The organism is Mycolicibacterium chubuense, assembly GCF_001044255.1.
In the GTDB taxonomy this organism is placed as follows: domain Bacteria; phylum Actinomycetota; class Actinomycetes; order Mycobacteriales; family Mycobacteriaceae; genus Mycobacterium; species Mycobacterium chubuense.
This window is the reverse complement of the sequence record NZ_JYNX01000061.1, coordinates 19,338-42,440: the sequence shown is the minus strand read 5'-3', so window position 1 is coordinate 42,440 and position 23,103 is coordinate 19,338. Positions and strand designations below refer to the sequence as shown.

The 23,103-nt window shown below is 69.5% G+C and carries 25 protein-coding genes; 8 read left to right on the top strand and 17 right to left on the bottom strand.

The genetic code is table 11. From position 1 onward, the window contains the following. The first annotated feature begins 20 nt into the window (after positions 1-20). Positions 21-509, top strand: a complete 489-nt coding sequence (locus tag MCHUDSM44219_RS22875; RefSeq protein ID WP_048420555.1) for a TIGR04338 family metallohydrolase — start codon at positions 21-23, stop codon at positions 507-509. A gap of 104 nt (positions 510-613) precedes the next feature. Beyond that, complete coding sequence (locus MCHUDSM44219_RS22870) at positions 614-1,471, top strand: CPBP family intramembrane glutamic endopeptidase (RefSeq protein ID WP_201778169.1); 858 nt, start codon at positions 614-616, stop codon at positions 1,469-1,471. Between the two features lie 52 nt (positions 1,472-1,523). Here the strand turns inward: MCHUDSM44219_RS22870 and MCHUDSM44219_RS22865 are convergent, their stop codons facing one another. The 3 genes from MCHUDSM44219_RS22865 to MCHUDSM44219_RS22855 form a co-directional block, all read right to left on the bottom strand. Further along, positions 1,524-2,276 (bottom strand): DUF2786 domain-containing protein, encoded by a 753-nt coding sequence (locus tag MCHUDSM44219_RS22865; protein ID WP_048420553.1) that lies wholly within the window; start codon positions 2,274-2,276, stop codon positions 1,524-1,526. An 87-nt stretch (positions 2,277-2,363) separates the two neighbouring features. Then, complete coding sequence (locus MCHUDSM44219_RS22860; protein ID WP_172506308.1) at positions 2,364-3,362, bottom strand: hypothetical protein; 999 nt, start codon at positions 3,360-3,362, stop codon at positions 2,364-2,366. Continuing rightward, the gene (locus MCHUDSM44219_RS22855) at positions 3,359-4,198 is read right to left on the bottom strand and encodes an alpha/beta hydrolase (RefSeq protein ID WP_048420551.1); all 840 of its coding nucleotides are present in this window, start codon (positions 4,196-4,198) and stop codon (positions 3,359-3,361) included. The genes MCHUDSM44219_RS22860 and MCHUDSM44219_RS22855 overlap by 4 nt, the downstream gene beginning before the upstream one ends. Positions 4,199-4,262: 64 nt before the next feature. Between MCHUDSM44219_RS22855 and MCHUDSM44219_RS22850 the strand changes: the two genes are divergently transcribed. The 3 genes from MCHUDSM44219_RS22850 (at position 4,263) to MCHUDSM44219_RS22840 (ending at position 6,162) form a co-directional block, all read left to right on the top strand. Continuing rightward, complete coding sequence (locus MCHUDSM44219_RS22850; RefSeq protein WP_048420607.1) at positions 4,263-5,285, top strand: sigma-70 family RNA polymerase sigma factor; 1,023 nt, start codon at positions 4,263-4,265, stop codon at positions 5,283-5,285. A gap of 83 nt (positions 5,286-5,368) precedes the next feature. Then, positions 5,369-5,848 (top strand): SRPBCC family protein, encoded by a 480-nt coding sequence (locus MCHUDSM44219_RS22845; protein WP_048420550.1) that lies wholly within the window; start codon positions 5,369-5,371, stop codon positions 5,846-5,848. After that, positions 5,839-6,162, top strand: a complete 324-nt coding sequence (locus MCHUDSM44219_RS22840) for an ArsR/SmtB family transcription factor (protein WP_048420549.1) — start codon at positions 5,839-5,841, stop codon at positions 6,160-6,162. The genes MCHUDSM44219_RS22845 and MCHUDSM44219_RS22840 overlap by 10 nt, the downstream gene beginning before the upstream one ends. A 1-nt stretch (position 6,163) precedes the next feature. Here MCHUDSM44219_RS22840 and MCHUDSM44219_RS22835 read toward each other — a convergent pair whose 3' ends face one another. Next, positions 6,164-6,637, bottom strand: coding sequence for a MarR family winged helix-turn-helix transcriptional regulator (locus MCHUDSM44219_RS22835; protein WP_048420548.1), 474 nt, complete (start codon positions 6,635-6,637; stop codon positions 6,164-6,166). A 92-nt stretch (positions 6,638-6,729) separates the two neighbouring features. Between MCHUDSM44219_RS22835 and MCHUDSM44219_RS22830 the strand changes: the two genes are divergently transcribed. Beyond that, positions 6,730-7,497, top strand: coding sequence for a pirin family protein (locus MCHUDSM44219_RS22830; protein WP_048420547.1), 768 nt, complete (start codon positions 6,730-6,732; stop codon positions 7,495-7,497). After that, positions 7,475-8,785 (top strand): PQQ-dependent sugar dehydrogenase, encoded by a 1,311-nt coding sequence (locus MCHUDSM44219_RS22825; RefSeq protein WP_048420546.1) that lies wholly within the window; start codon positions 7,475-7,477, stop codon positions 8,783-8,785. Before MCHUDSM44219_RS22830 ends, MCHUDSM44219_RS22825 begins: the two co-directional genes overlap by 23 nt. Here MCHUDSM44219_RS22825 and MCHUDSM44219_RS22820 read toward each other — a convergent pair. Then, on the bottom strand, positions 8,761-9,228 hold the full coding sequence (locus MCHUDSM44219_RS22820; RefSeq protein WP_048420545.1) for an SRPBCC family protein: 468 nt from the start codon (positions 9,226-9,228) through the stop codon (positions 8,761-8,763). The genes MCHUDSM44219_RS22825 and MCHUDSM44219_RS22820 overlap by 25 nt on opposite strands. A gap of 154 nt (positions 9,229-9,382) precedes the next feature. Here MCHUDSM44219_RS22820 and MCHUDSM44219_RS22815 point away from each other — a divergent pair, with 154 nt between their 5' ends. Continuing rightward, positions 9,383-10,465 (top strand): phosphodiester glycosidase family protein, encoded by a 1,083-nt coding sequence (locus tag MCHUDSM44219_RS22815; protein WP_048420544.1) that lies wholly within the window; start codon positions 9,383-9,385, stop codon positions 10,463-10,465. Here the strand turns inward: MCHUDSM44219_RS22815 and MCHUDSM44219_RS22810 are convergent. From MCHUDSM44219_RS22810 to MCHUDSM44219_RS22755, 12 genes are read right to left on the bottom strand one after another with little or no spacing between them, the layout of a single operon-like run. Then, positions 10,462-11,241, bottom strand: a complete 780-nt coding sequence (locus MCHUDSM44219_RS22810; protein ID WP_236695564.1) for a fructosamine kinase family protein — start codon at positions 11,239-11,241, stop codon at positions 10,462-10,464. The two genes, MCHUDSM44219_RS22815 and MCHUDSM44219_RS22810, sit on opposite strands and share 4 nt — an antisense overlap. Beyond that, positions 11,228-11,902: a YoaK family protein gene (locus MCHUDSM44219_RS22805; RefSeq protein ID WP_048420542.1), complete on the bottom strand. Its 675-nt coding sequence runs from the start codon at positions 11,900-11,902 to the stop codon at positions 11,228-11,230. Before MCHUDSM44219_RS22805 ends, MCHUDSM44219_RS22810 begins: the two co-directional genes overlap by 14 nt. A gap of 13 nt (positions 11,903-11,915) precedes the next feature. Continuing rightward, entirely contained in the window at positions 11,916-12,791 is an 876-nt protein-coding gene (locus tag MCHUDSM44219_RS22800; RefSeq protein ID WP_048420541.1) for a hypothetical protein, read from the bottom strand. After that, positions 12,758-13,309: an Rv1363c family protein gene (locus MCHUDSM44219_RS22795; protein ID WP_048420540.1), complete on the bottom strand. Its 552-nt coding sequence runs from the start codon at positions 13,307-13,309 to the stop codon at positions 12,758-12,760. Before MCHUDSM44219_RS22795 ends, MCHUDSM44219_RS22800 begins: the two co-directional genes overlap by 34 nt. Then, on the bottom strand, positions 13,306-14,286 hold the full coding sequence (locus MCHUDSM44219_RS22790; RefSeq protein WP_048420539.1) for an RDD family protein: 981 nt from the start codon (positions 14,284-14,286) through the stop codon (positions 13,306-13,308). The genes MCHUDSM44219_RS22795 and MCHUDSM44219_RS22790 overlap by 4 nt, the downstream gene beginning before the upstream one ends. After that, entirely contained in the window at positions 14,283-14,942 is a 660-nt protein-coding gene (locus MCHUDSM44219_RS22785; RefSeq protein ID WP_048420538.1) for an Rv1363c family protein, read from the bottom strand. Before MCHUDSM44219_RS22785 ends, MCHUDSM44219_RS22790 begins: the two co-directional genes overlap by 4 nt. Continuing rightward, on the bottom strand, positions 14,912-16,474 hold the full coding sequence (locus tag MCHUDSM44219_RS22780; RefSeq protein ID WP_048420537.1) for a virulence factor Mce family protein: 1,563 nt from the start codon (positions 16,472-16,474) through the stop codon (positions 14,912-14,914). The genes MCHUDSM44219_RS22785 and MCHUDSM44219_RS22780 overlap by 31 nt, the downstream gene beginning before the upstream one ends. A gap of 3 nt (positions 16,475-16,477) precedes the next feature. Further along, a complete protein-coding gene (locus MCHUDSM44219_RS22775; protein WP_048420536.1) occupies positions 16,478-17,623 on the bottom strand; it encodes a virulence factor Mce family protein in 1,146 nt (381 codons plus the stop codon). Beyond that, the gene (locus MCHUDSM44219_RS22770; protein ID WP_048420535.1) at positions 17,620-19,263 is read right to left on the bottom strand and encodes a virulence factor Mce family protein; all 1,644 of its coding nucleotides are present in this window, start codon (positions 19,261-19,263) and stop codon (positions 17,620-17,622) included. Before MCHUDSM44219_RS22770 ends, MCHUDSM44219_RS22775 begins: the two co-directional genes overlap by 4 nt. Positions 19,264-19,277: 14 nt before the next feature. Then, positions 19,278-20,861: a virulence factor Mce family protein gene (locus MCHUDSM44219_RS22765; protein WP_048420534.1), complete on the bottom strand. Its 1,584-nt coding sequence runs from the start codon at positions 20,859-20,861 to the stop codon at positions 19,278-19,280. Continuing rightward, positions 20,858-21,889 carry a virulence factor Mce family protein gene (locus tag MCHUDSM44219_RS22760; protein ID WP_048420533.1) on the bottom strand — a complete coding sequence of 344 codons (1,032 nt, stop codon included), beginning with the start codon at positions 21,887-21,889 and terminating at the stop codon, positions 20,858-20,860. The genes MCHUDSM44219_RS22765 and MCHUDSM44219_RS22760 overlap by 4 nt, the downstream gene beginning before the upstream one ends. Next, positions 21,886-23,103, bottom strand: coding sequence for an MCE family protein (locus MCHUDSM44219_RS22755; protein WP_048420532.1), 1,218 nt, complete (start codon positions 23,101-23,103; stop codon positions 21,886-21,888). The genes MCHUDSM44219_RS22760 and MCHUDSM44219_RS22755 overlap by 4 nt, the downstream gene beginning before the upstream one ends.

The window sequence follows — 23,103 nt, the reverse complement described above, 5'->3', positions numbered from 1 at the left end:
TCCGGCGGCAGGCGTCCGACATGAGCGCATCAGCGGTCTACGGGGCCGAAGACCAGTGGTCCGCCGTGCTCGACAGGGGCGGGCCGGTGAACTTCCACGGTTCACACCTCAACGTTCCCCTGCAGAAGCGATTCGCCGACATCGCCTCGGTGCAGCGGTATGTCGACACGGTGCTGACATCGGACTCCGTACGACAGCGCTACCCGAACGCCGGGCCGGTCCGCGTCCGGGAGCGCCGCGGTCAAGGCAAGGCGCACTACGAGCCGTCGACCGCGACGGTGGCAATCCCGATGGTGAACAGGGCTTTTGGTCGTGAGAGCACGGTGCTGCACGAATTGGCTCACCACCTCTCGGTGAGCGAAGGGCTCCCGGCCACCCGCAGTGGAACCCGATGGCACGGAGCGGAGTTCCGGCACGCGATGCTGTTCCTGGTCGACGCCGTGCTGGGAGCAGAGGCGGCACTGCTGCTCCGCGCCGGATACCACGCTTCGGGGATTCGCGGCGCGTAGAGAGGGATTCGTCGGTCACACCGTGGCGATCGGTCACCGTCCAGACCGGGATGCGTGACAATGACAATCCCGTCAACGACAGCTGAAAGCCTGCCATGAACGATGTGACCAGCCACAAGCCGGTATGGCTTCGTGTCGCGCAGTTCCCGCCGCTGCGCCTCGCCGTCCTCGGCGCCGCGCTGTTCTTCCTGCTGGCCAAGAGCAACGAGTTCATCGGCGACACGGCGGACGATCCGCTGCTGCAGATCGCCGTCGTCATCGGCTGGTGTGCGGTGGGCTTCGCCGTCTACATCGGATTCGTCCGCCTCGTCGAACGCCGGGCGGTCACCGAACTGGCGCTACCCGGAATGGGCCGGGAACTCGGCATCGGCCTCCTCATCGGAGCCGGGCTCTACACCGCCTGCATCCTGATCCTCATCGTGGCGGGCATCTACCGGATCGACGGGCTGAACCCGGTGTCCGCGATGCTGCCGGCGATCGCCGTGCCGTTGAGCTCGGGGATCTTCGAAGAGCTGCTGTTCCGCGGCGCGCTGTTCCGCATCGTCGAGGAGTTGCTGGGCAGCTGGATCTCGCTGGCCGTGTCGTCACTGGTGTTCGGTCTCCTCCACCTTATGAACCCGACCGCGACGCTCCTGGGCGCCATCTTCATCAGCGCCGAAGCCGGCATCCTGCTCGCCGCGGCCTACATGCTGACCCGTCGGCTGTGGATGAGCATGGGCTTCCACTTCGCCTGGAACTTCACTCAGTCCGCCGTCTTCTCGGGCACCGTGTCGGGCGGCTACGCCCTCCCCGGTCTCATCAAGCCGGACATCGACGGCCCGGCACTGCTGACCGGCGGCGTCTTCGGCATCGAAGCCTCCGTCATCGCGTTCGTGCTGTGCACCGCGACGGGGGTCGTCCTGCTGATCATGGCGGTGCGGCGCGGCCGCGTCGTGCCGCCGTTCTGGAAGCAGAAGGGCTGATGTCGCAGAAAGCCCTCTGCGGCATGCACTTTCGCGCGCTGCGCGTCGCGGGTCATCTCTCCAGTGCCGGGCGTGCTCCCGCCAGTTCCGTCTCGCCGCCCAGCCGCGCCCGCCGCCCGGCGCGGTCGCCGGCCCGTCGCGCCGCCGAGGAGTAGCCCGCCGTCGCGCTGGTGGCCCGCCACGTGCCCCGCGCCCGCGACGTCTGCCGGTAGTAGTCCTTGAGCTCGAGGTCCTTGTTGCGCAACGCGATCGCGGTACCGGGGTTGCTCGCCGGACCTCTCGTCGCCTCCTGCTGGGCCTGCTCGCGCGCCTCGGCCAGCCGCTGCCCGATCCGCGCCCCGAAGGCGAGCTGGAAGTTGATGCGCGCGGTGATGGTCGGTGTCGGCCGATGCGCGCCGGAGGCGATGTAGTCCTTCGACGCGCGCACCATCTGCAGCACCAGGCTGGTGTACAGCGCATGGGTGGCGTCGATGTCCTCGGCGAAGCCGTAGGCGTAGACGAACGTCGAGTTCGACGCGATGTCGCATTTCACGTCGTTGGCGGCGGCGATCACCACGAACAGCTGCACGTAGGTGCGCAGCCCGCGGGCGCCGGGCTCGCCGATGGTGACGGTGCGCTGCACCGGCGTCTGCGCGGCCGTCCGCGTCTCGCTGTGCGACCGGGCGACCGCCAGGTCGATCGACGTGGCGGTGGCCAGCCGCTGCGCGGCCGCCATGAACGCCTCGGCCTCGTGCTCGTTGTCGGTGCCCTCGGCCTGGCGCAGCAGCGCGGCGATCCGGGCCAGCATCTTCTCGTCAGTGCTCATGCCCGAAAACCTAGGCCGGGCCGCAGACATGTCATCGCCGACCAGTATTGCTCATCCCCACAACCGAATTCATCCACAGCCGGTCGGTCACTTCGTGGCGAACGCGTCCAGTGCGGACACCAGCTGCGGGGACAGCGGATCCTTCTTGGCGTAGTTGGCGATGCTGTCGGTCGGGTCGTCGCGCAGCACATGGTTGACGCCCTTGAGTTCGACGACGGTCAGCGCGGTCCGGCTCAGCGCGTCAACCAGCGGCCGCACGTTCTGGCAGCGGGCCTGGTTGTCAGCGTCGGAGCAGGTGAGCAGGACCGGGGTACCCGCGGGTACCTTCGCGGCCAGCGCCATCGGGTCGATTCGGTCGGCGTCGATGACCGCCTTCAGATTGCCGGGGTTGACGATCGCATTCAACCCGTCGGGGAGTTTGTCGGGCACCGTGCCCTCGGTGCGGATCTGCTGCACGGCCGCGGTCCAGGCGGCGACCGTCTCGGGCTTGCCGTCGGCCTCGACCCGGTCGGTGATGATGTCGAGGTACCGGCCCGGGAGCGGCTGGAACAGGCCCAGCGAGTGGACCTTCGGGGCGTCGGGGGCGGCGTCACCCGCCAGCGTCAGCGCGTGAATGGTGCCCTCGCCCAGCGCGTAGATCGACACCCGGTCCGGATCGGTGCCGGGCCGGCCCGCCAGGAAGCGCAGGGCGGCCCCTGCGCCCGCGGTGTAGACGCCGCTGACGACGTCGCCGGGCCGGGCGGCGTACGGGCCGATGCCCGTCTTGCCCGTGCCGACCTTGTCGTAGCGCAGCGTCGCCACGCCCCGCTCCGACAGCAGCTCGGCGAGCTGGCGCATGTTGCCGATGGGGCCGGCGACCTGGTTGTCGCCGTTGCGGTCGGTGTTGCCGCTCTCGGAGATCAGCAGCGCGGCCGGGCCGCGGTCGTCGGTGTCGCGGTGCCGGTAGGTGCCGTACAGGGTCAGCCCGTCGGCGGTGAACGACACCTCCTCGTCGACCCACTCCGGCGCGGCCGTCGGCGCGTTCGACGAGCAGCCGGCCACGAGCAGCACCGCCAGCCCGAGTAGCGCCGCCAGGACGCGTCTCACAGCTTCGACTCGATCCACGACGTCACGTCGTCGAGCACCAGCGCCTGCTCCGGCTCGTTGAAGACCTCGTGGTAGAGGCCGGGATACACCTTGAGGTGGGCGTCGGTGGTGCCGACGCACTCGAGCAGACGCCTGCTGCCGTGGACGGGGATCAGCCGGTCGGCCTCACCGTGCACCACCAGCAGCGGCGCGGTGATGGCCGCGGCCCGCTTCGGCATGGTCTCGCCGACGCCGATCAGCGCGCGGCCGATGCCGGCGGGCATCTTGCCGTGGTAGACGAGCGGATCGGCCTCGTAGGCGGACACCACTCGCGGATCCCGGGAGACCGCATCGGCCGGCAGGTTCTCCACGGGCAGCCCGGGGGCGATCCGGCCCAGCACCTTGGCGGCTCGCAGCTTCACCGGCGACACCGACTCGTTCGCGTCGACGGCGGGCCCGGAAAGCACCATCGCGGTGTAGTCGCCGGGGTGCTCCACGCCGTAGCTGAACACGATGCCGCCGCCCATGCTGTGCCCGAGCACCACCCGGGGGCGGTCGGGATGCTCGTCGGCGGCGATGCCGACCAGGGTGTGGAAGTCCGCGGTGTACTCGGCCATCTCGCGCAGGTAGACGCGCTTGCCGCCGGACCTGCCGTGGCCGCGGTGATCGAGGGCGTAGGTGAGCAGTCCGGCGTCGGCGAACCGGGTCACCACATGGTCGTAGCGGCGGGCGTGCTCGGCGTATCCGTGGGCCAGCACCACGACCCCGCGCGGCGGCTGATCCGGCGTCCAGGTGTCGTAGACGATGCGCACGCCACCGACCCCGTCGAAGCTGCGTTCGGTTCGCGTCACGGCCATGACCGGCAGACTAGCGGGCGAGTCTGCCGACACCGAGGTCTCACCGGGCTCGAGGGGGCTGACCCTGTCGGTGCTGCTGCGTAGGCTGCGATACGTGACCGTGTTGGCTGTCGATGGCAGCAGCGCCGAGGACGCCTTTCTCGCCGACGCCCAGCGGTATCGGCGGGAACTGCTCGCGCACTGCTACCGGATGACCGGTTCGCTGCACGATGCGGAGGACCTGGTCCAGGAAACGTATCTGCGGGCGTGGAAGTCCTACGGCGGCTTCGAAGGCAAGTCCTCGGTGCGCACGTGGCTGTACCGGATCGCGACGAACACCTGCCTGACCGCGCTGGAGGGCCGCAACAAGCGGCCACTGCCCAGCGGGCTGGGGCAACCGTCGTCCGACCCCCTCGGTGAGCTCCACGAGCGCCACGAGATCACCTGGCTGGAGCCGCTGCCCGACGCGCCGCGGGAGGATCCGTCCGACCCGTCGGTGATCGCCGAGTCCCGCGAATCGGTGCGGCTGGCGTTCATCGCAGCCCTGCAGCACCTGCCGCCGCGACAGCGCGCGGTGCTGGTGCTCCGCGAGGTGCTCCAGTGGAAGGCCGCCGAGGTGGGCGCGGCGATCGGCGCGTCGACCGCCGCAGTGAACAGCCTGCTGCAGCGGGCCCGGGCGCAACTCGACGAGGTGGCGCCCACCCGTGACGACGAGGCAGCCGATGTCGAGTCGCCGGAGGCGGCCGAGCTGCTCGACCGCTTCATCGCGGCGTTCGAGACCTATGACATCGACCGGCTGGTGGAGCTGTTCACCGCCGATGCGATCTGGGAGATGCCGCCGTTCGACGGCTGGTATGACGGGCCGGCCGACATCGTGTCGCTGTCGAAGAACCACTGCCCCGCCGAGGGGCCCGGGGACATGCTCTTCGTGCGCACCACCGCCAACGGCCAGCCGGCCGCGGCGATGTACATGCGCAACCCGCAGACCGGCGTGCACGAGGCGTTCCAACTGCAGGTGCTCGACATCCGTGACACGGGCATCGCCCACGTGGTGGCGTTCATGGAGCAGTCGCTGTTCGAGAAGTTCGGACTGCCCGCGACGCTGTGAGCCGGCCGGATCAATAGGCAAACAAAAGGTTGCACATCGACCGCGATCTGGTCTAGCGTAAAAGGCAACCAGGAGGTTGCATAATGACTGATCGCATCGAGAAGAGCGCACTGCTGCGGGCCCCCCTCGACCGGGTGTGGCGGGCCATCAGCGATTCCGCGGAATTCGGCATCTGGTTCGGGATGACCGTCGACGGACCGTTCGTTGCCGGGGCCACCGTCACCGGTGTGATGACACCGACCGCGGTCGACGACGAGGTCGCCGCGAGCCAGGAGTCGTTCGCGGGCATGACGTTTCCGCTGCACGTCGTCACGGTCGAGCCGCCCCGCCGATTCGCCTTCCGGTGGAATCCGCTGCCGGAGCCGGAGTTCGCGGACCTGACCACCCTGGTGGAGTTCACGTTGACCGAGGCCGACGGCGGCGTGCTCGTCGAGATCGTGGAGTCCGGCTTCGACGCACTTCCCGAATCCCGTCGTGCGGCGGCGTTCGCCGACAACAGCGGTGGCTGGGCCACCCAGCTCCGCCTCATCGGGCAGTACCTGGCGGCGCCGCAATGGGCGTGACCGCCACGAGCGCGGCACCGCTGTTCGATGCGCTGGGCGATCCCCACCGGCTGCGGATGGTCATCTGGCTGTGCGACACCGGGCCGTGCTCGACGTCGGCGGTGACGCAGTCGGTTCCGGTGACCCGGCAGGCGGCAGCGAAGCACCTCGCGCTGCTGGAGTCGGCCGGGGTGGTGCGCAGTGAGAAACGGGGCCGGGAGCGGATCTGGACGGTGCAGACCACCTCGCTGCTCGCCGCCCAGGATTACCTGGCCACGCTGTCGCAGCGCTGGGATCGGCGCATCGACCGGTTGCGAGCCCTCGTCGAGAAGTAGCTCACCGCGGCGGAGTCGCCTCGTCGGTCCTGCCGACGGCCCGCAGGCGGTCGAGCGCGGCGCCGATCGCGGCGCCGAACGCGCGCTGCTGGGCCGGCGACAGCCCGTCGAACACCACCGAGCGAACCAGGTCGACGTGCCCGGGCGCCGCGGTCTCCAGGGCGGATCGGCCGGCATCGGTGATCGTCACCGTCGCGGCGCGGCGGTCGTCGTCGTCGCCCTCGCGCGCCACCAGATCCCGCCCGCGCATCCGGCGCAGTTGGTGTGACAGCCGGCTCTGCTCCCAGCCGATCAACTCGCCGAGTTCGGTGATGCGCAGTGGGCCCCGCTCGGACAGCGCGACCAGGACGTCGTAGTCGGACAGCGAGAGTTCGCAGTCCGCCTGGAGCTGACGGTGCATCGCCGTATGCAGCCTGCTCGTCATCGCCAGGTAGTCGCGCCAGATGCGCTGCTGCTCGGCCGTGAGCCATTCCATCCCCCCACTGTACGGAATACATGATGTGTCATGCATGTTGTCGGACGCAGAACAGCCACCTAGGCTGGCCAAGACTCCCGAGGAGTGATCGCATGACCACCACCCACAGCGTCGTCGACATCCGGCGCGCCGAGGATCGCGCCGCCACGAAGATCGCTTGGCTGGACTCCAAGCACTCGTTCTCGTTCGGCGGTCACTACGAACCCGACAACACCCACCACGGGTTGCTGCTCGTCAACAACGACGACATCGTCAAGCCCGGCACCGGTTTTGACACCCATCCGCACCGCGACATGGAGATCGTCACGTGGGTGCTGCGCGGCTCGCTGGTGCACCAGGACTCCACGGGCCACTCCGGGGTCATCTACCCGGGGCTGGCGCAGCGGATGTCGGCCGGCCGCGGCATCCTGCATTCCGAGAAGAACGATTCGTGGACGCTGACGGGCGATGAAACGCACAGTGAGCCCGTGCATTTCGTTCAGATGTGGGTGGTGCCCGACGAATCGGGCATCACCCCCGGTTATCAGCAGCTCGAGATCGACGACGAGCTGCTGCGTGGCGGCCTGGTGACGATCGCCTCCGGCATGCCCGAGCACAGCGACGCCGCCGCGATCACGATCCGCAACCGCTACGCGGCGCTGCACGGCGCCCGGCTGCAGCCCGGGCAGAGCGTGGAACTGCCCGACGCGCCGTACCTGCACCTGTTCGTGCCGCGCGGCGAGGTGGTCCTCGAAGGCGCCGGACCGCTGCACGAAGGCGACGCCGTGCGGTTCACCGCGTCGGGCGGTCAGCGCGTCACCGCCACCGACGCCGCCGAAATCCTCGTTTGGGAGATGCATGCCGGACTTGCTGCGGCATAACCGAATCGGAGCGCTGCTCGTCGGCGCAGCCCTGCTCGCAGGGTGTACCGACGCGCCGGCGCCCTCGTCGCCGTCGTCGCCGTCGTCGTCGACGGGTGCCACCGCGTCCTCGGCGCCGGCGACGACCGGGACCGACGTGGTCACCGTCGAGGTCCCGCCGGATCTGGCGCAGGCGCCGTTCGACCAGCCGCGGCAGGTGCGGGTCCCCGCCGGGTGGACGCTGTCGGTGTGGGCGCGCACGCCGCGGCCCCGGCTGGCCGCCTGGGCGCCCGACGGCACGCTGCTGGTGTCGGTGCCGAGCGCGGGCACGGTGGCGCGGTTCACCCCCCGCGGTTCCGGCGCCGAGGAGTCGACGCTGCTCGACGACCTGGACCAGCCGCACGGGCTGGCCTTCGCGGGAAGCACGCTCTATGTCGCGCAGAGCAACCGGGTGGACGCCTACGACTACCGCGAAGGCACGGCCACCAACCCGCGCGTCGTGGCGGACGGATTACCCGACGCGAAGAGCCCCGACCTGCGCGGCGCCTACGCCCACGCGCTCAAGAGCGTGGCGATCGGACCGGACGGGGCGGTGTACTTCTCGATCGGGTCGACGGGCAACATCACGGCCGAGGACCGCACCGCGACTCCGCCGCGGGCGACGGTCATGCGGGTGCCGCCGGGCGGCGGGCCCGCTGAGCCGTTCGCGACCGGTGTCCGCAACGGCACCGGCCTGGCCATCGCCCCCGACGGCGCGCTGTGGACGGCCAACAACGGCCGCGACAACATCGCCGATCCGCGCACCGGTCAGGTCGATCCGTCCTATGTCAGCGAGCACCCGCGCGAACAGCTGGCGCGGCTCACGCCGGGACGGGAGCTGGGCTGGCCGTACTGCAATCCCGATGGCGGGCCGGCGAACCTGCCGCTGGTCCGCGACGTCCAGACCAACGCCGACGGCAGCCGGATGGACTGTGCGGCTCTGCCACCGATCGAGCAGAGCTTCGGCGCGCACTCGGCGCCGCTGGGGCTGAGCTTCACCACCGGCGTACTGCCCGAACCGTTCGCAGAGGGTGCGCTCGTCGGGGTGCACGGCTCGTGGAACGCCACGCCGCCACGCGCGCCCGAGGTGTCGTTCTTCCCGTGGCGCGACGGCGATCTGGGCGACCAGCAGACCCTGGTCGGCGGCTTCCAGTCCGAGGACGGCTCGCGCTGGGGCCGCCCGGTGGCAGCGGTCACCGGTCCCGACGGCGCGGTCTACATCACCGACGACGCCGCCGACGCGATCTACCGGCTGGCGCCGCCCGCCTGATCCGGCTGCTCGGCCAGGTCGTTGAGCACTGCGGTCAGCTGCCGTTCGGTATCGCCGACGAGTCTTTCGACCGCCCGCTTCATCACCGGGTTCAGCAGCCGGGCGGTGCCGTGCATGTGCCGTTCGGACTCGTAGGTGATCATCGACCCGGCACCGTCCGGCTCGATCGTGATGGTGTCGACCGACGTGGCCGAGCGGCTCTCGCCGACGAACACCACCTTGTGGTCGGTCAGTTCATCGAGCGTGGAGGTCAGCTCCGCCGTGCGGCCGAAGATCCTCGAGACGCGGTGCCAGTAGGCGCCCTCGCCCACCGGCCCGCTGTCGATGCGTTCACAGCGCTGCGTGCCCGGATCCCACTGCTCGGCGTGGGCGAAGTCCACGAGGTAGTCCCGGACGACCGTGGGCGGCGGACTGACGGTGAAGGTGCGTGACACGGTAGGCATGACCTTCGTCTACCCGATTCTCAGCAAACACTCCAGCGACCCGCCCGGAATCGTCCTGTGATGTTGCTGTGACGAAAGTTGACAGTGCGTCTGGTGGGATTGATGCTGTCATTTCGACCGAACTCGTCAGACCACACCCTCGGGAGGAGCCGTCGTGCCGACTCCTGTCGCAAACATTCGCCGGGCGCTGCGCGGCGCTGCTGCGGCGGTGGTGTGCGCGGTCGTGGCCGCGGGAGTCACCGCACCGCCCGCCGCCGCGGCGAGCGCCCGCGAGCTGCTCGCCGGCGCGATCGCCAACACCAAGGGCTCGTACCTGGTCTACAACTTCGGCGGCGGATTCCCGGCGCCGATGCTCGACGCCTCGGGGCGCTGGTACGAGATGACCAACGGCGGCCGGCTGATGATCATCAAGGCCGCGTCCACCCGGCTGGCCCCGCGGCTGCTCGCCGATTCGCACACCGGCTTCCAGGCCCGCTGCGAACGCGATCCGCGCGCCCGAACCGCCGAGGGACTGCTGCAGGCCTCCGAGACCTACTCGCCGCTGCAGGCATGGCAGGTGCTGGGGCAGCCGACGATCGCGATCAACGCCAACTTCTTCGATGTGCGCGGTCAGCAGGGCGGCTCATGGAAGTCGACCGGGTGCAGCTCGCCGCTCGGCGCCTACGTCGACAACACCCGCAACCTGGGCCGCACCAACGCCGCGGTCACCGGCACGCTGGCCTACGCGGGCAAGCAGGGGCTCTCGGGCGGCAACGAGAACTGGATGGAGCTGTCGACCATGATCCTGCCGGTGCAGGGCGCGCCGTTCGTCGTCCCGCCTCGCAGCGAGAACGACTTCGACGCGGCCTCCCCGGTGATCGCGGGTCTGCTGGACAAGGGCACCCGCTTCGTCGCGGTGGCCGGTCTGGGCCTACTGGCCCCCGGCGACACCAGCCAGATGAACGACCCCGGGCCGAGTGCGGCCCGCACCGCGATCGCCTATGTCCGCGACCGCGACGAGATGTACGTCTTCTCCGGCGGCAGCTACACCCCCGACCAGATCCAGGACCTGTTCCGCGGCCTGGGCAGCGACACCGCCGTCCTGCTCGACGGCGGCGGATCCTCGGCGATCGTGCTGCGCCGCGACACCGGCGGCATGTGGGCGGGGGCGGGCTCCCCGCAGGGCTCCTGCGACACGATGGCGGTGCTGTGCGACTCGCACGAGCGCGCGCAGCCCGCGTGGCTCGCGTTCAACTAGAGCGCGCTGCGCGCCGCCGCGTGGGTCTGGGCGGCATAGCCCGCGCCGAACAGCACGACATGGGCCAGCAGCGGGTAGAGCTGGTGCAGGCCGACGCGGCCCCGCCAGCCGTCGGCCAGCGGCCGAACGCTCTGGTATCCCTCGAGCACGGCGTCGAGGTGCGGGCAGCCGAACAGCGCGAGCATCGCCAGATCGCTCTCGCGGTGCCCGCCGTGGGCGGCCGGATCGATCAGCACCACCCCGCCGGGCGTCCACATCACGTTGCCGCTCCACAGGTCGCCGTGCAACCGGCTCGGCGCTTCAGCAGGATCATCGAAATCGCCTGCCAGACAACGGGAGACGACGGCCTGCACGGCCTCCCGGGCGGCGGCGTCCAGAAGCGGCGCGGCGCGCTCGGCCATCGGCCTGAGCCGGTGGGTGGCGTAGAACCGGCCCCAGGACGCCTCCCGGCTGTAGCTCATCGGCAGCGGCCGGCCCAGCGGGCCGAAGTATCCGTGCGGCGCGGTCCAGCCCTGCGGAGGTGCGCCGAATCCGTCGGCACCCGCGGCGTGCGTGCGGGCCAGGCCCGCACCGAACGTCACCGCGGCACGCTCGGTCGGCGCGGCCGTCGTCAACCGCTCCAACGTCAGCGACTGCTCGTCCACCGCGACCACCCGGGCACACGGCACTCCCCCGTCGGCGGCCGCCAGCCAGTGCAGCCCCGCCGCCTCGCACGCGAAGAAGCCCGCCGGCGCCCGGGCGTCGCGTTTCACGTGGAACACGTCAGCCCTGCTCACCGAACCAGAAGATCGCCGCGCTCGCGGTGACGAGCAGCGCCGCCAGCCCGATGATCGGTGCGACGGTGAACCGCGTCAGCGTCGCACCGACGCCCGCGCCGAGGCACATCGTCGCCACCACGCCGTAACGCAGCTTCTCCCGGTCACCGGTCCCGCCGGCCAGCCGGCTGTCGAAGCCGATCCCGACGATCGTCGACGTCAGCACCGTGGTCGACAACTCCTGGATGCCGAACTGGCGGGCCGTGGCGTTCTGCGCGCCGAACGCCACCGCCAGCCCGGCGATCAGGATGAGCTTGCGGTTGTCGTGATAGTCCAGCACCCCGGTGCCGGCGAGCACCGCGAGCACGGCGAGCAGCAGCGCCTCGGTGCCGAGGGCGGTGACCAGCCAGCGCCGCACGTGGCTGTCCAGGTGCCGCGACAGCCGGCCGCCCATGATGGTGCCCGCGACGAATCCCGCGAACGCGACGATCGCCGCGGTCAGGTCCACGCCGGAGTGCGGGACGAACCAGAACCCCAGGAAGATCACGTTGCCGGTCATGTTCGCGACGAACACGTGCCCGAGTACCAGCACGCTGACCGCGTCGATCAGCCCCGTCGTGAAGGTGAGCAGGAGCAGCGCGGTCAGCGTCAGCCGGTGCGACACCGGCGAAGGGGGCGGCACCGTCGGGCCGGATCTACAACTTGGGGGTGAGGTCGAACGAGGTGATGGTCGACATCCGGGTGATCAGCCAGTCGCCGTCGTGGCGTGTCATGGTCAGCCGGTAGGACAGGTACCGCAGCGACGGGATGTTCTTGGTGACCGGGCTGGTCGCCACGGAGTTCGTGTACACCAGCGCGGTCGCCTCGGTCGGGGTGCCGGCCGGCGACACGCTCTCCACCGCGGCCCCGACCACCTCGGTGGTGTTGGTGACCTGCGCCTGCTTGTTGGGTTCGACGATGGCGTCGATGTACTTGCGGTACTCCCCCGCGAAGTCGCCGGAGAGGAACTTCGACGCCCGGTCGGCGAGCGTGGGCATGTCGTCGGGGGTGTAGGTCCACAGCGCGGTGATCGCGGCCGTCGCCGTGCGGGCGATGTCGATCTTGGTGGCGTTCAGCGCGCGCTGGGCCAGGTACGGCTGCACCATCGCGCCGGCGAAGGCTCCGCCGCCGACGAACAGCACCGACGCGGCCACCGCGACGCCGATCGTCCGTGCGCCCGCGGGCCGGTGCGGCACCAGGACGACCTCGGCGGGAGGTTCGATCTCCGTGTCGGTGACGGTCTCGGTGTCGGTGACGGTCTCGGTGTCGGCCGGCTCCTCCGGCGGGGGCGTGGTGCGGGCGGCGCGGGCCGCCTTCCCGACGGGTGTCTTGGGCTGGTCCTCGGCGGGCGGCTCGGACGCTTCGGGCGCGGCGTCCGAACCGGTGTCGGTGGCCTCCGGGGGTGTGGCCGCCGTCCGGCGACGAAAGAACCGGCGACGACGCTGCGAGGTCTCCTCGAAGGTGTCGCCGGTCGAGGTGACGGGCGCGTCGTCGGTGGTCAGATCACCTGAACCAGGTTGCTGATCTTCCACTGCTGTCCTTCCTTGATCGTCGTGGCGATCCAGCGACTCCCACTCTCGATCGTCGTCTTGCCGTCCGGCGACTTCGAGGTCACCTTCGTCGCGATCAGGACGTCGGCGCTGCCGTCGTCGTTCCACCGCTGCACCCCGGCCTCCAGCACGTCACCGGTCGTGGGTTCGGCCTGGGCGACCTGGAGCAGGATCGCGTTCTGCTTCTCCTTGAAGTTCTTCGCGAACTCGCCGGTGGCCTGCGCGGCGATCCGGTCGGTGTAGGCGTTGGCGTTGAACGGATCCAGGCTGGTGTAGGTCGTCATGAACTCGCGGGCGTAACCCAGCGCCGCCGCCTCGGTGAGCGCCTGCCGGCGGTCCGACTCGTGGCGGACGAGCATGAACGTGCTGGCCGTCAACGCCGCCGCCACGACGAGCGCCGCGATCACCGACACGACGGTCAACCCCCACCGGCGCGGCGGACGCGGGGTGCGGGTGAAGTAGTCGGCCGTGGTGTCGTCGACCTTGCGGCGCGGGCTCACTGTTGCGCCTGATTCATCTGCGGCTTCTTCAGCACGGTCAGGTTGGCGACCCGCCACTGGCCGTCGGCCGAGCGGTCGAAGTCCACCCGGACCGTCGCGGTGATGAACTTCAGGTCCTTCGGATCGTCGCCGCGCTGCCCCTGCATCGCCATCAGCATCGACACCTGATCCGGCGTCACCGGCGGGTTCGTCAGCACCGCGCTGCTCACCGCCCAGTACTCGTTGGACTTCACGCCCGCCTTCTGGGCCGCCTGCTGCTGGGCGACCAACTGCGGGCGGTAGCCGTCGGTGGTCAGCCCCTGAGCGCGAGCGAAATCGGCCGGCATCGTGTCGGCGCCGTAGCTGAGCATCTGCTCGACGATCCGCGGGCCCTGCTCGGCGATCTGCGCCCGCGCCGCGTCGACCGCGCGCTCGTGCCGGTACACCGTCAGATAGCCCAGACCGGCGGCCGCGGCGCACAGCAGCGCGACCGCGATCAGGAACACGGCCACCAGCCGGCGCATGTCCCGACGGGGCGGCTCGACGCGCAGCACCTCGGTGCGCGCCAGCAGGTCGGCGAAGGTGCGGCGCCTGGCGTCCCACAACGGCCACAGCCATCCGACGAACACCGCCAGGGTGTCGGCCAGGTGCGACAGTTCGCGCAGCGCCAACCGGCCGATGCCGACGGGCGCGCCGCTGCGGTCACGCACCGCGATGCCGAACAACGCCCGACCCAGCGTCCACCCGATCGCAGCGGGCGCCACCAACCGGTTCAGCGCCATCACGAACAGTGCCGCCGCCCCCGCCCCGGTGAACACCCAGCGCGCCCAGCCGTCGGCGGGCGACGCCAGCGCCAGCAGCGCCATCGTCGCGACGACCGCGACCCCGGGAACGATGTCGACCACGAGCGCGCCCGCCCGCGCCGCCCAGGACCCCGGCATCGGATCCGGTGCGGCGTCGTCGGCGCGTGACGCGGAGATCGGGAGGACGACCGTCACGACGTGACCTGGTCCAGCTTGGCGATCCGGTAGCGGCCCTCGTCGAAGGCCATGGTGGCGCGCAGCCGGTACCCGACCTGCTGGTCGGCCGCCTCGGAGTTGGTGATTTTCACGCGCACCGCGACCAGCACGTTGATCGACCCGTCGTCGTTGTGCCGTTCGACCGCGGCGCGCAGGTCGTCGACGGCGACCCGGGCGTTGGCCGCCTGGTACGCCTCGGCGACCACGCTGCTGAACAGCCCGGCCTGCACGCCGAAGTCGCCGGTCGAGCAGTCCAGGATCTTGGACTGCGCGGCGGTCATGGCGGCGGTGTCGGGAGCCTGGGTGGCCGCCACACACTCCTTGGCGGCGGCGAGCGCCGCCTCGTCACTGCGCGTGATCGCGGCACCCCGCTCGTTGGCCCGGAGCGCGAAATACCCGCCGGCCGCCGCGCCCGCGGTGAGCAGGACCAGCAGCAGCGTGATCGCAGCGACCCAGCCGGTGCCCGGCCGGGACGGCCGGCGCGGATCGGTCGATTCTTCGACGGACGTGGCGCCCGGCGCCTCGGACTCCTGCCCGCCGGTGTCGATCCCCGGGTCGCTTCGCTCCTGCCCGCCGGTTGGGTCGTCAGTGTCGATGGGGGGGTTCAGCCGGCTGGTGCCAGCATCTCCTTCCATCCGTCGTCTCCTGGGTTCGTCGAATTCTTGACGTTGTAGCGCACACCGTCGGGCCCTACCACCTCACCGCTCTGCGGGCTGTACGCCGCGGTCGAGCCGGGCGGCCCCTGTGCGGGAGTGTAGATGCACGGGTTGGGCTGTTGACCGCTGCAGCTGACCGTACCCGAGCCGGGTTGGCTGATCGGATCGCTCACCGGTGACGTGCTCTGCACGGGCGGCAACTTGTCGGCGGGCAGCGGGTTGGTCCCGTTGTTCACCGACGGCGCGGGGATCACCCGGCCGGGGTCGACGCCCTGATCACACCGGGCACCGGGCGCCGGGCACGACAGGATCTGGTTGGGATCGCCGTACCAGGGGTTGGTGCCCAGCGGGACGTAAGGCTCGTTGCTGTGGCACTCGCGCGGCGAGGCCGCCCGCTTGCCCGGCACATCGGCGCACGGATAGTTGCGCGCACCGCGCACCACGTTGCCCTGGAAATCCTTCGGGATCTTGCAGTAGGTGCCCGACGGCAGCGGCGCCATGCTGGTGTCGGCCGGCGATCGCCACTCCGAGGCGGGCAGGAAGCCCGTCAGGCACGGTGGCGGCAGGTTGATCGACAGGCCGAAGTGCAGCAGACCCTCGTTCTCGAAGATCGTGCCCGCCTGTGACAGCGCCGCGCCCTGCGGCAGGATCACCAACGCCTGCTCGAGGCCCTTGTTGTAGCGCTTGAGCATGTCGATGACCACGGACAGGTTCGCCAGCGTCTGCGGCAGCGAGTCGCGGACGTCGTTGAACACCGTCGACACCTGATCCAGCGTCGGCGCGGCCTGCTGCAACCCGCTGCGCAGCGCGGAGTCCTGCTCCGCGGTCTGCCCGGCGATGATGTTCAGGTTGCGCGACCACTGGCCGATCGCGTCCCCTGACTGCACCTGGCTGTCGAGGATCGGCGCCGCGTTCGTGATGATGTCGTTGACCTGCGGCAGGTTGTCGCGGAATCCCTCGGCCAGGTTGGTGGTCGATTCGACGAGCCGCTGCAGCGACGGGCCCAGACCGCCGACCGCCGCGGAGGTCTCGGTCAGCAGCGAGTCGATCTTCTCCTTCGGCAGCACCGCCAGACCGCGGTTGGCCGCGTCGAGCGCGGGACCCACCTCGGCGGGCACCGTGCTCTTGGTGATCGTCTGGCCGGGGCTCAGGTACTGCTTGGTGTCGGCGGCGGGCACCAGGTCGAGGTACTGCTCGCCGATCGCCGAGACCGAATGCACCTCGGCGGTCACGTCGACCGGGATCTTGTAGTCGTTGCTGATGCTCATCGTGGCCCGTGCGCCGTTCTCGGTCGGCTCGACCTCGGTGACCTTGCCGATCTGGGTGCCGCGGTAGGTCACGTTGCCGGTGGCGTACAGCCCGCCCGAGCGGGGCAGCTGCGCGTACAGCGTGTACTGCCCGACGCCGGCCAAGCTGGGCAGCCGCAGGTAGTACAGCCCCAGCACCGCGACCGCGGCGACGGTGAGGACCGTGAAGATGATCAGCTGGATCTTGATGAACCGGGTCAACATCGCTCACTCACCCCTTTCCACCAGCGGTCCACCCGGCACGTCGTGCGGGTTCGGTGTGAACCGCACATCCGGGATCATCGTGTTCGGGTCGCGGCCCCACGACTGTTCCAGCGCCCGCAGCATTCCCGAGACACCGGTGCCGCTCAGGAAGCCGTTGTCGATGGCCGACAGCGTCAGGTCCACCAGCAGCGAGACGTTGATGTAGTCACCGCGCACCACCTTCGGCACGTTCTCGATGCTGAACGGCGCGGTGAACAGCAGCTTCAGCGCCCCGAGCGTGTACGGCCCGGCCTTGCCCAGTTCGCGCAGCGGCCGCTGCAGGTTGGCCAGGTTGGTGTTCAGGTCCCCGCTGGCGGGCGAGAGCGCATCGTCGGCCGCGTTGCTGATCCGGCCCAGCGCCTGCACGGCGTCGGCGAACAGATCGCGGGTGTCGGCGAAATGCTTGATCAGCGGCGGGAACTCGGTCAGCACCTGATCGAGGGTGTCGTTGCGCTGCTCGACGATCGACAGCAGCCGGTTGGTCGAGTCGATCGCCCGAGTGATGTCGTCGCGCTGCTTGTTCAGCTCGTCGGTGAACGTGTCCAGCTTGCCCAGGAAGTCCCGGATCTGGTCGGACCGGCCGTTGAGGACGTTGAAGATCTCGGACTGGATGGTCTCCAGGTTGTTGACGCCACCGCCGGTCAGGATCGAGGCGATGCTGGCCAGCACCCGCTCCGTGGTCGGGAACGCCGAGGCGTTCTTCAGCGGGATGGTGTCCCCGGTCTTCAGCTTCTGCGGTGACGGGTCCGGCGGCGGGTCGAGCTGGACGTGCTGGGAGCCCAGCAGGCTCGTCTGGCCGATCTTGGCCAGCGTGTTGACCGGCAACTGGACGGACTTGTCCAGATCCAGCGTCAGCGTCGCGACCCAGTTCTTCAGCTCGATGGCGCGGACCCGTCCGACGTAGACATCGGAGACCCGCACCCGGCTGTTCACGTTGAGCGCCAACGTGTCCGGCATCTGCACGTAGATCGTCGTGTGGTCGGGACCGGTGCCGGGGCCACCCGGCAGCGGCACGTTCGCGATGCCCTTCCACGAGCCGCACGAGGTCAGGACCACGGCGGCCGCGCCGAGCGCGACCGCCCGTCGCCCGAATGTCGCGATGCTTCTCACGGTCGGCCTCCCGCCTCAGCCGGCAACAACGGACCCGACGGCGCCGCGGGTGCCGGCGCGGACGCGGCCGGCGGTGCGGCCGGTGCGATCGCGCCGAGCGGATCGCCCGGGACGACGCCCGGTGCCGGACCCGGCGGCGGCCCCGGCTGGGGGTACCACGGCGGCGGCAACGGGGTGTTCTCGCTGTACGCGTTCGGCGGGCCGGGCAGCCTGCCGTTGTTGACGCCGAACGCCGGAGGCGCGGGCGGGGCCACGATGTCGGGTCCGCCCATCAACTCGGACAACGACTCCGGGGTCAGCATGTTCTGGGTGAACGGCTGCACGTCGACACCCTGCATGCCGGGCGCGACCACCCAGCCGGGCTCGTGGTTGCCGTGGGAGAACAACGTGTCCCGCGAGAAGATGCCCGGCACGGTGGTGTCCTTGTATCCCGGCGGCGGCTGCAGCCGTGGCTCGGAGTACGCGATCTGCTTGGGCAGCGTCATCGCCGGATGCAGCTGGTTGGCGCCGAACGGCAGGTAGTTGAACTTGATCGCGTCGAGGATCGGACCCAGGTACTGCGCGCACAGCTCCGAGGACTCCTGGTAGCCCAGCCGGCTGCCCGCCTGGATCGCACTGCAGATGAACTGCATCGGGTTGGCGAAGTTGTTGATCACCGGCAGACCGACGATGCCGCCCGCGTTCGGCGCGGAGATGTTGACGACGTTCGCGCCCAGGTTCGGGAACACGTGCAGGCCGGTCTCCAGACCGTCGCGGGGCTCGGGCTGCAGGATCGCGTTGGTGACGTCGGCCAGGTTGTCGATGTCGTGCGTCAGCACCTCACCGTTCTTGCCGATGAAATCCCTTGTGGTGGAGAGCAACTGGTTGAGGTTCTGCAACGCGTCGGCGACCTCGCGGTCGGTGTTGGTGAACGCGTTGGTGAACTTCGCCAGGTCGTTGTTCAGCGCCACGAACTGCTGATCACTCTTGTAGAGCGCGTTGACGAACAGGGCGAGGCTCTTGACGACACTGAAGAGATCGCCGCGGCCCTCGTTGAGCGCGTAGAGCGCTTCGGACAGACCCTTGAGCGTCTTGTTCAGCTGCTCGCCCTTGCCGGCGAAACCGTCGGCGGCCGACTCGATGATGTCACCGAACGGGCCCTTGGGCTGCTCGGGCGTCGGCCCGAGGTCGGTGAGCAACCGGTCCAGCGAATCGCGCAGATCGTCGTACTCGACCGGCACCTGGGTGCGGTCCAGGTTGATGACCGCGCCGTTCTCCATCACCGGTCCGCCGGTGTAGGGCGGGGCCAGCTGGACGGTGCGCGACGCGACCAGGCTCGGGTTGAGGATCGACGCGGTGGCGTTGGCCGGGACCTTGAACTTCTTGTCGTAGTTGAAGGTCACCTTCATCTTGTCGCCGTCGGGTTCGATCTTCTCGATCTTGCCGACCTGCACGCCCATGATCTGGACCTTGTCCCCGGGGTACAGCGCCAGGGTCTGGCTGAAGTAGGCGGTGACGGTGTTCGTGGTCAACCGCTGATAGGCCTTCCAGCCCACGAACGCGGCCACGATCGCGCCGATCAGCACGATCGTGCCGACCACCAGGGCCGCCCGGGACACGCCGGGCACCTTGAGGTTTCGCACGTTGAAGATCGTCGACATCTCGCTCTCCCCCCTCAACCTTGTGAACCCGGTGGGAGGAACGGTGGATTGCCCGGCAGCAGCGGCTGACCCGCGGGCGCCGGCTGCGGACCCGGTCCCGGCGGCGGCGGCGGACCCGTCAGCGCCGGCGGCAGCGGCGCGATGCCCGGCGTGAAATCGGGCGCCGAGGGCTGCGGTGCCAGCGGAACCGTCCGCGCACCGGGCGGGGCCGGCGGCAACGGCGGCATCGCGCCCGGCACGTTCGGCGAGAGCTGGCCCGGGATCGCCGCAGCCGGCACACCCGGTCCGGGCAGCGGCCCGGTCGGGTTCGGCGCCGACGTCGCGACGTTGGGGCCCTGACCCTCGTAGTTCGGGCCGTACGGGTTGTCTCCGTAGGGGCCGACCGACAGTCCCGCACACGGCAGCGGATTGCCGGGCCGGGGCAGCCCGTCGGCGGGCGGGGTGTACGAGCACGGCGAGCCGGGCACGACGGCGGGACCCGGGCTGTCCGGGGTGCCCTCGAGCGGGGTGGGCGCCGGCGGCGGCGCGCCGTTGGTGAAGCCGGTGCCGTTGGGGTCCGGGAACCGGAACGCGGGCAGGCCGGCGTTGCGCCAGAACTCCTCCGGATTGATGCCGCGCTTCTTGAAGGCGGCGTCCACGAACGGCTGCAGGATCCAGTACGGAGCCAGGTTGACGAGCATCACCTTGAAGAAGGGGCCGGACGCGATCGCCTCGCCCAGCGACGCGGTGAACTTCGACAGCGTGGTCAGCACGTCGACGAGATCGAACTTGCGCTCGTTGAGCACGTCGCTGATCGTGCGCAGCTGCTCGAGGGTGCGGTTCAGGTTGGGGTTGTCGTCGATGAACCCCTTGACCTGAGCGGAGAACTTGTCGACGCGCTCGAGCAGTTGGCTCACCGCGTAGTTACGTTCGTTGACCGCCGCGAGCAGGGTCTGCGCGTTGACGAACAGCTGGTTGATCTGCTCGCTGCGGTTGCCGAGCACGCCGGCCACCCGGTTGGCGTTGGCCAGCAGCGACTTGATCTGATCGTCGCGCTTGCCGATGGTGTCTGAGAACCGGGCCACCCCGTCTAGCGCCGCGCTCAGGTGCGGATAGGTCTGATCGATCGTCTGGGACAGGACGTTGAGCGAATCCTTGACCGTCTTGGTGTCCCAGCCCGAGGCGGATTTACTGAGATCGAAGAATGCGTCGTAGATCTGGTACGGCGTCGAGGTCTGGCCCAGCGGCAGTGTCCCGTTGGCCCGCAACGGATCATCACCGCGCGGCTCGATCTCGATGTTGCGCCGGCCCAGGATGGTGTCGGTGCGGATGGCCGCCCGGCTCCTGGTGCCGATCTGCGTGCCGCCCAGCGAGTAGCCGATCACGACCTTGTCGCCGGAGATCTCCAGCGAGCGCACCAGGCCGACGTCGACACCCGCGATGCGGACCTTGTCGCCGTTGTTGATGCCGCCGGTGTCGGAGAACTCCGCGTAGTAGGTGGGCGTCGCGAACAGCATCGGCACGCTGGTGAAGCTCTGCCCCACGCCGATGACGATGACGAGCAGGATGATGCCCATCAGCCCGCCGCGGACACGGTTCGATCCCTCGAGGACTCTCATTTCGGCGTGCACCTACCCGAGGGCTGACTCCACACCTTGACCGTGCGCACCGGCCCGCCGGGCTGCAGCCCGTTGAGCTTGAGCGTCACGTCGCAGGCGTAGAAGTTGAAGAAGTCACCGTAGACGCCGCCGGCGCGGCCGATGATCTTCAACGCGGTCGGAAGCCGGACGAGCAGGTCGTTGAGCTGATCCTTCTGGTCGACCAGCGGCTGCTGGACGACCTCGAGCTTGCTGATGGTCTGCTGCAGCAGCGGCCGGTTGTCGGCCAGCAGGTCGGCGATGGTGCCCGCCGCGTCGCTGATGTCGGCGACCGATGAGGCGATCGGGTCGGCGCGGTTCTTCAGCCCGGTGATCAGCGTCTCGAAGTTCTTGACCGTGTCGTCGAACTGCGTCTGGTGCTTCACCACGGTGGCCAGCACGGTGTTGAGGTTGGTGATCACCTCGCCGATGGCCTGGTCGCGGTCGGCCAGCGCCGAGGTCAGCGAGGCGGTCTGGTCCAGGATGTCGTTGATCGTGCCGCCCTGTCCTTGGAACACCGTGACGATCGACTGCGCGATCGTGTTGACCTTGTCCGGATCCAGCGATTGGAACACCGGCCGGAAGCCGCCGATCAGCGCGTCGAGGTCGAGCGCCGGCTCGGTGCGTTCGACCGGGATGGTGCCGCCCGCGGGCAACCTCTTGTTGCTGTCGCCGCGTTTGAGCTCCAGGTAGCGGTCCCCGATCAGGTTGAGGTATCGGACCGACGCCGTCGTCTCGTCGAACAGTTCCAGCGAACGGTCCACGTCGAAGTCGACACGCGCCTTGGTGCCGCCGTCGATCAGCTTCACGTCCTTGACCTTGCCGACCTCGACCCCGGAGGCACGGACGAACTGGCCGGAGCGCAGCCCGCTGGTGTTGGTGAAGATCGCCGAGTAGCTGTTGGTGCGGTCGAAGCGCATCTGACCGAACACCACGATGATGATCGCGGTGAACAGCAGCAGCACCAGCGAGAAGGCGCCCAGCTTGATCGCGGTTCCGGTGATTTTCATGGGTTGATCGTGTGCTCCCCGACTTGGCGTCCCCAGACGTACTCGGTGAGGATCGGCTGGCCCAGTTCCAGGTGGTTGTACGGGGCGATCGACGCCCCGGTGTCCATCACCAGGTACGGCGCCGGCCACAGGTCGCGGGTGATCGGCTGCCAGCAGCCCGGGCGACCCTCGGGTCCGCCCTTGGCGTTCACCCGCGGCAGATTGTCGGGATAGACGTAGGCGTTGCCGGTGCCCAGCCCGAGCAGTTCGGAGTGCGTGCGCAGCGAGTAGCCGTTGCCGCCCAGCGACGCCGCGATCTTGGGTTCGACGTCGTGGTAGTTGCGGATCGTGCAGAACAGCGCGGGGCTGTACTGGTCGAGCAGCGCGGAGGTGGGCACCAGATCCTTCAGGCCGCGCTGCAGGTAGGGCCCGCCGCGTTCGAAGATGTCGCCGCCGGTGTTGCCGAAGCCGACGGCCGCCATCAGCGCCTGGTCGACGTTGCCCTGCTGCTCGTTGAGGGTGCGTGCGGTGGTCACCGCGTTCTGCAGGCCGTCGAACAGATCGGGTGAGGCGTCGGCGTAGACGTCGGCGAGGTCGGCGAGCAGCTGGTTGTCGCGGCGCAGCTGCGGCAAGCGCGGGTTGACGTCGTCGAGGATCTGGTTGCCGTTGACGATCGACTGCCCGAACCGGTCACCGAGGCCGTCGAGTGCCTGCGCGGTCGCGGTCAGTGTCTGGTTCAGCTTGATCGGGTCGACCTGGCCGGCCACCGACACCACGGTCTCGAAGAGCGTGTTGAACTCGGTGGTCACCTTGGTCACGTCGATGACGTCGGATCCGGTGATTCGTGTCGGCGACGGATTCGGCGGCGACGAGAACGACACGTACTTGTTGCCGAACACCGTGGTCGCGCTGATGTCGGCGTTGACGTTCTGCGGGATCAGATCCATGTACTTCGGGTTGACCTCGAGCACGATCTTCGCGCGCGGTTCGCCGCCGACGGTGACCTGCTCGACCTCACCGACCCGGCCGATCTCGACACCGTTGTAGGTGACCTTCGCGCCGGGATCCATCGACAGACCCGAGCGGGCGGCCATCATCGTCAGCTGGGTGCGCGGCAGGAAGTCGCCACGGAACTGCAGGAACACCAGCACCAGCACGATGATGGTCACGATCGCGAGCACCAGGCCGGCCAGTTTGTAGGGCGGCTTGCGCGTGTCGTTCACAGGTGCCGTCAT

Bases quoted from the DNA above. Each gene is read 5' to 3' on its own strand.
- MCHUDSM44219_RS22820 (WP_048420545.1), bottom strand. From the start codon at position 9,228: ATGCCTACCGTGTCACGCACCTTCACCGTCAGTCCGCCGCCCACGGTC.
- MCHUDSM44219_RS22865 (WP_048420553.1), bottom strand. From the start codon at position 2,276: ATGAGCACTGACGAGAAGATGCTGGCCCGGATCGCCGCGCTGCTGCGC.
- MCHUDSM44219_RS22770 (WP_048420535.1), bottom strand. From the start codon at position 19,263: ATGTCGACGATCTTCAACGTGCGAAACCTCAAGGTGCCCGGCGTGTCC.
- MCHUDSM44219_RS22755 (WP_048420532.1), bottom strand. From the start codon at position 23,103: ATGACGGCACCTGTGAACGACACGCGCAAGCCGCCCTACAAACTGGCC.
- MCHUDSM44219_RS22780 (WP_048420537.1), bottom strand. From the start codon at position 16,474: ATGTTGACCCGGTTCATCAAGATCCAGCTGATCATCTTCACGGTCCTC.
- MCHUDSM44219_RS22840 (WP_048420549.1), top strand. From the start codon at position 5,839: ATGGGCGTGACCGCCACGAGCGCGGCACCGCTGTTCGATGCGCTGGGC.
- MCHUDSM44219_RS22835 (WP_048420548.1), bottom strand. From the start codon at position 6,637: ATGGAATGGCTCACGGCCGAGCAGCAGCGCATCTGGCGCGACTACCTG.
- MCHUDSM44219_RS22825 (WP_048420546.1), top strand. From the start codon at position 7,475: ATGCCGGACTTGCTGCGGCATAACCGAATCGGAGCGCTGCTCGTCGGC.
- MCHUDSM44219_RS22760 (WP_048420533.1), bottom strand. From the start codon at position 21,889: ATGAAAATCACCGGAACCGCGATCAAGCTGGGCGCCTTCTCGCTGGTG.
- MCHUDSM44219_RS22875 (WP_048420555.1), top strand. From the start codon at position 21: ATGAGCGCATCAGCGGTCTACGGGGCCGAAGACCAGTGGTCCGCCGTG.
- MCHUDSM44219_RS22785 (WP_048420538.1), bottom strand. From the start codon at position 14,942: ATGGAAGGAGATGCTGGCACCAGCCGGCTGAACCCCCCCATCGACACT.
- MCHUDSM44219_RS22845 (WP_048420550.1), top strand. From the start codon at position 5,369: ATGACTGATCGCATCGAGAAGAGCGCACTGCTGCGGGCCCCCCTCGAC.
- MCHUDSM44219_RS22765 (WP_048420534.1), bottom strand. From the start codon at position 20,861: ATGAGAGTCCTCGAGGGATCGAACCGTGTCCGCGGCGGGCTGATGGGC.
- MCHUDSM44219_RS22855 (WP_048420551.1), bottom strand. From the start codon at position 4,198: ATGGCCGTGACGCGAACCGAACGCAGCTTCGACGGGGTCGGTGGCGTG.
- MCHUDSM44219_RS22830 (WP_048420547.1), top strand. From the start codon at position 6,730: ATGACCACCACCCACAGCGTCGTCGACATCCGGCGCGCCGAGGATCGC.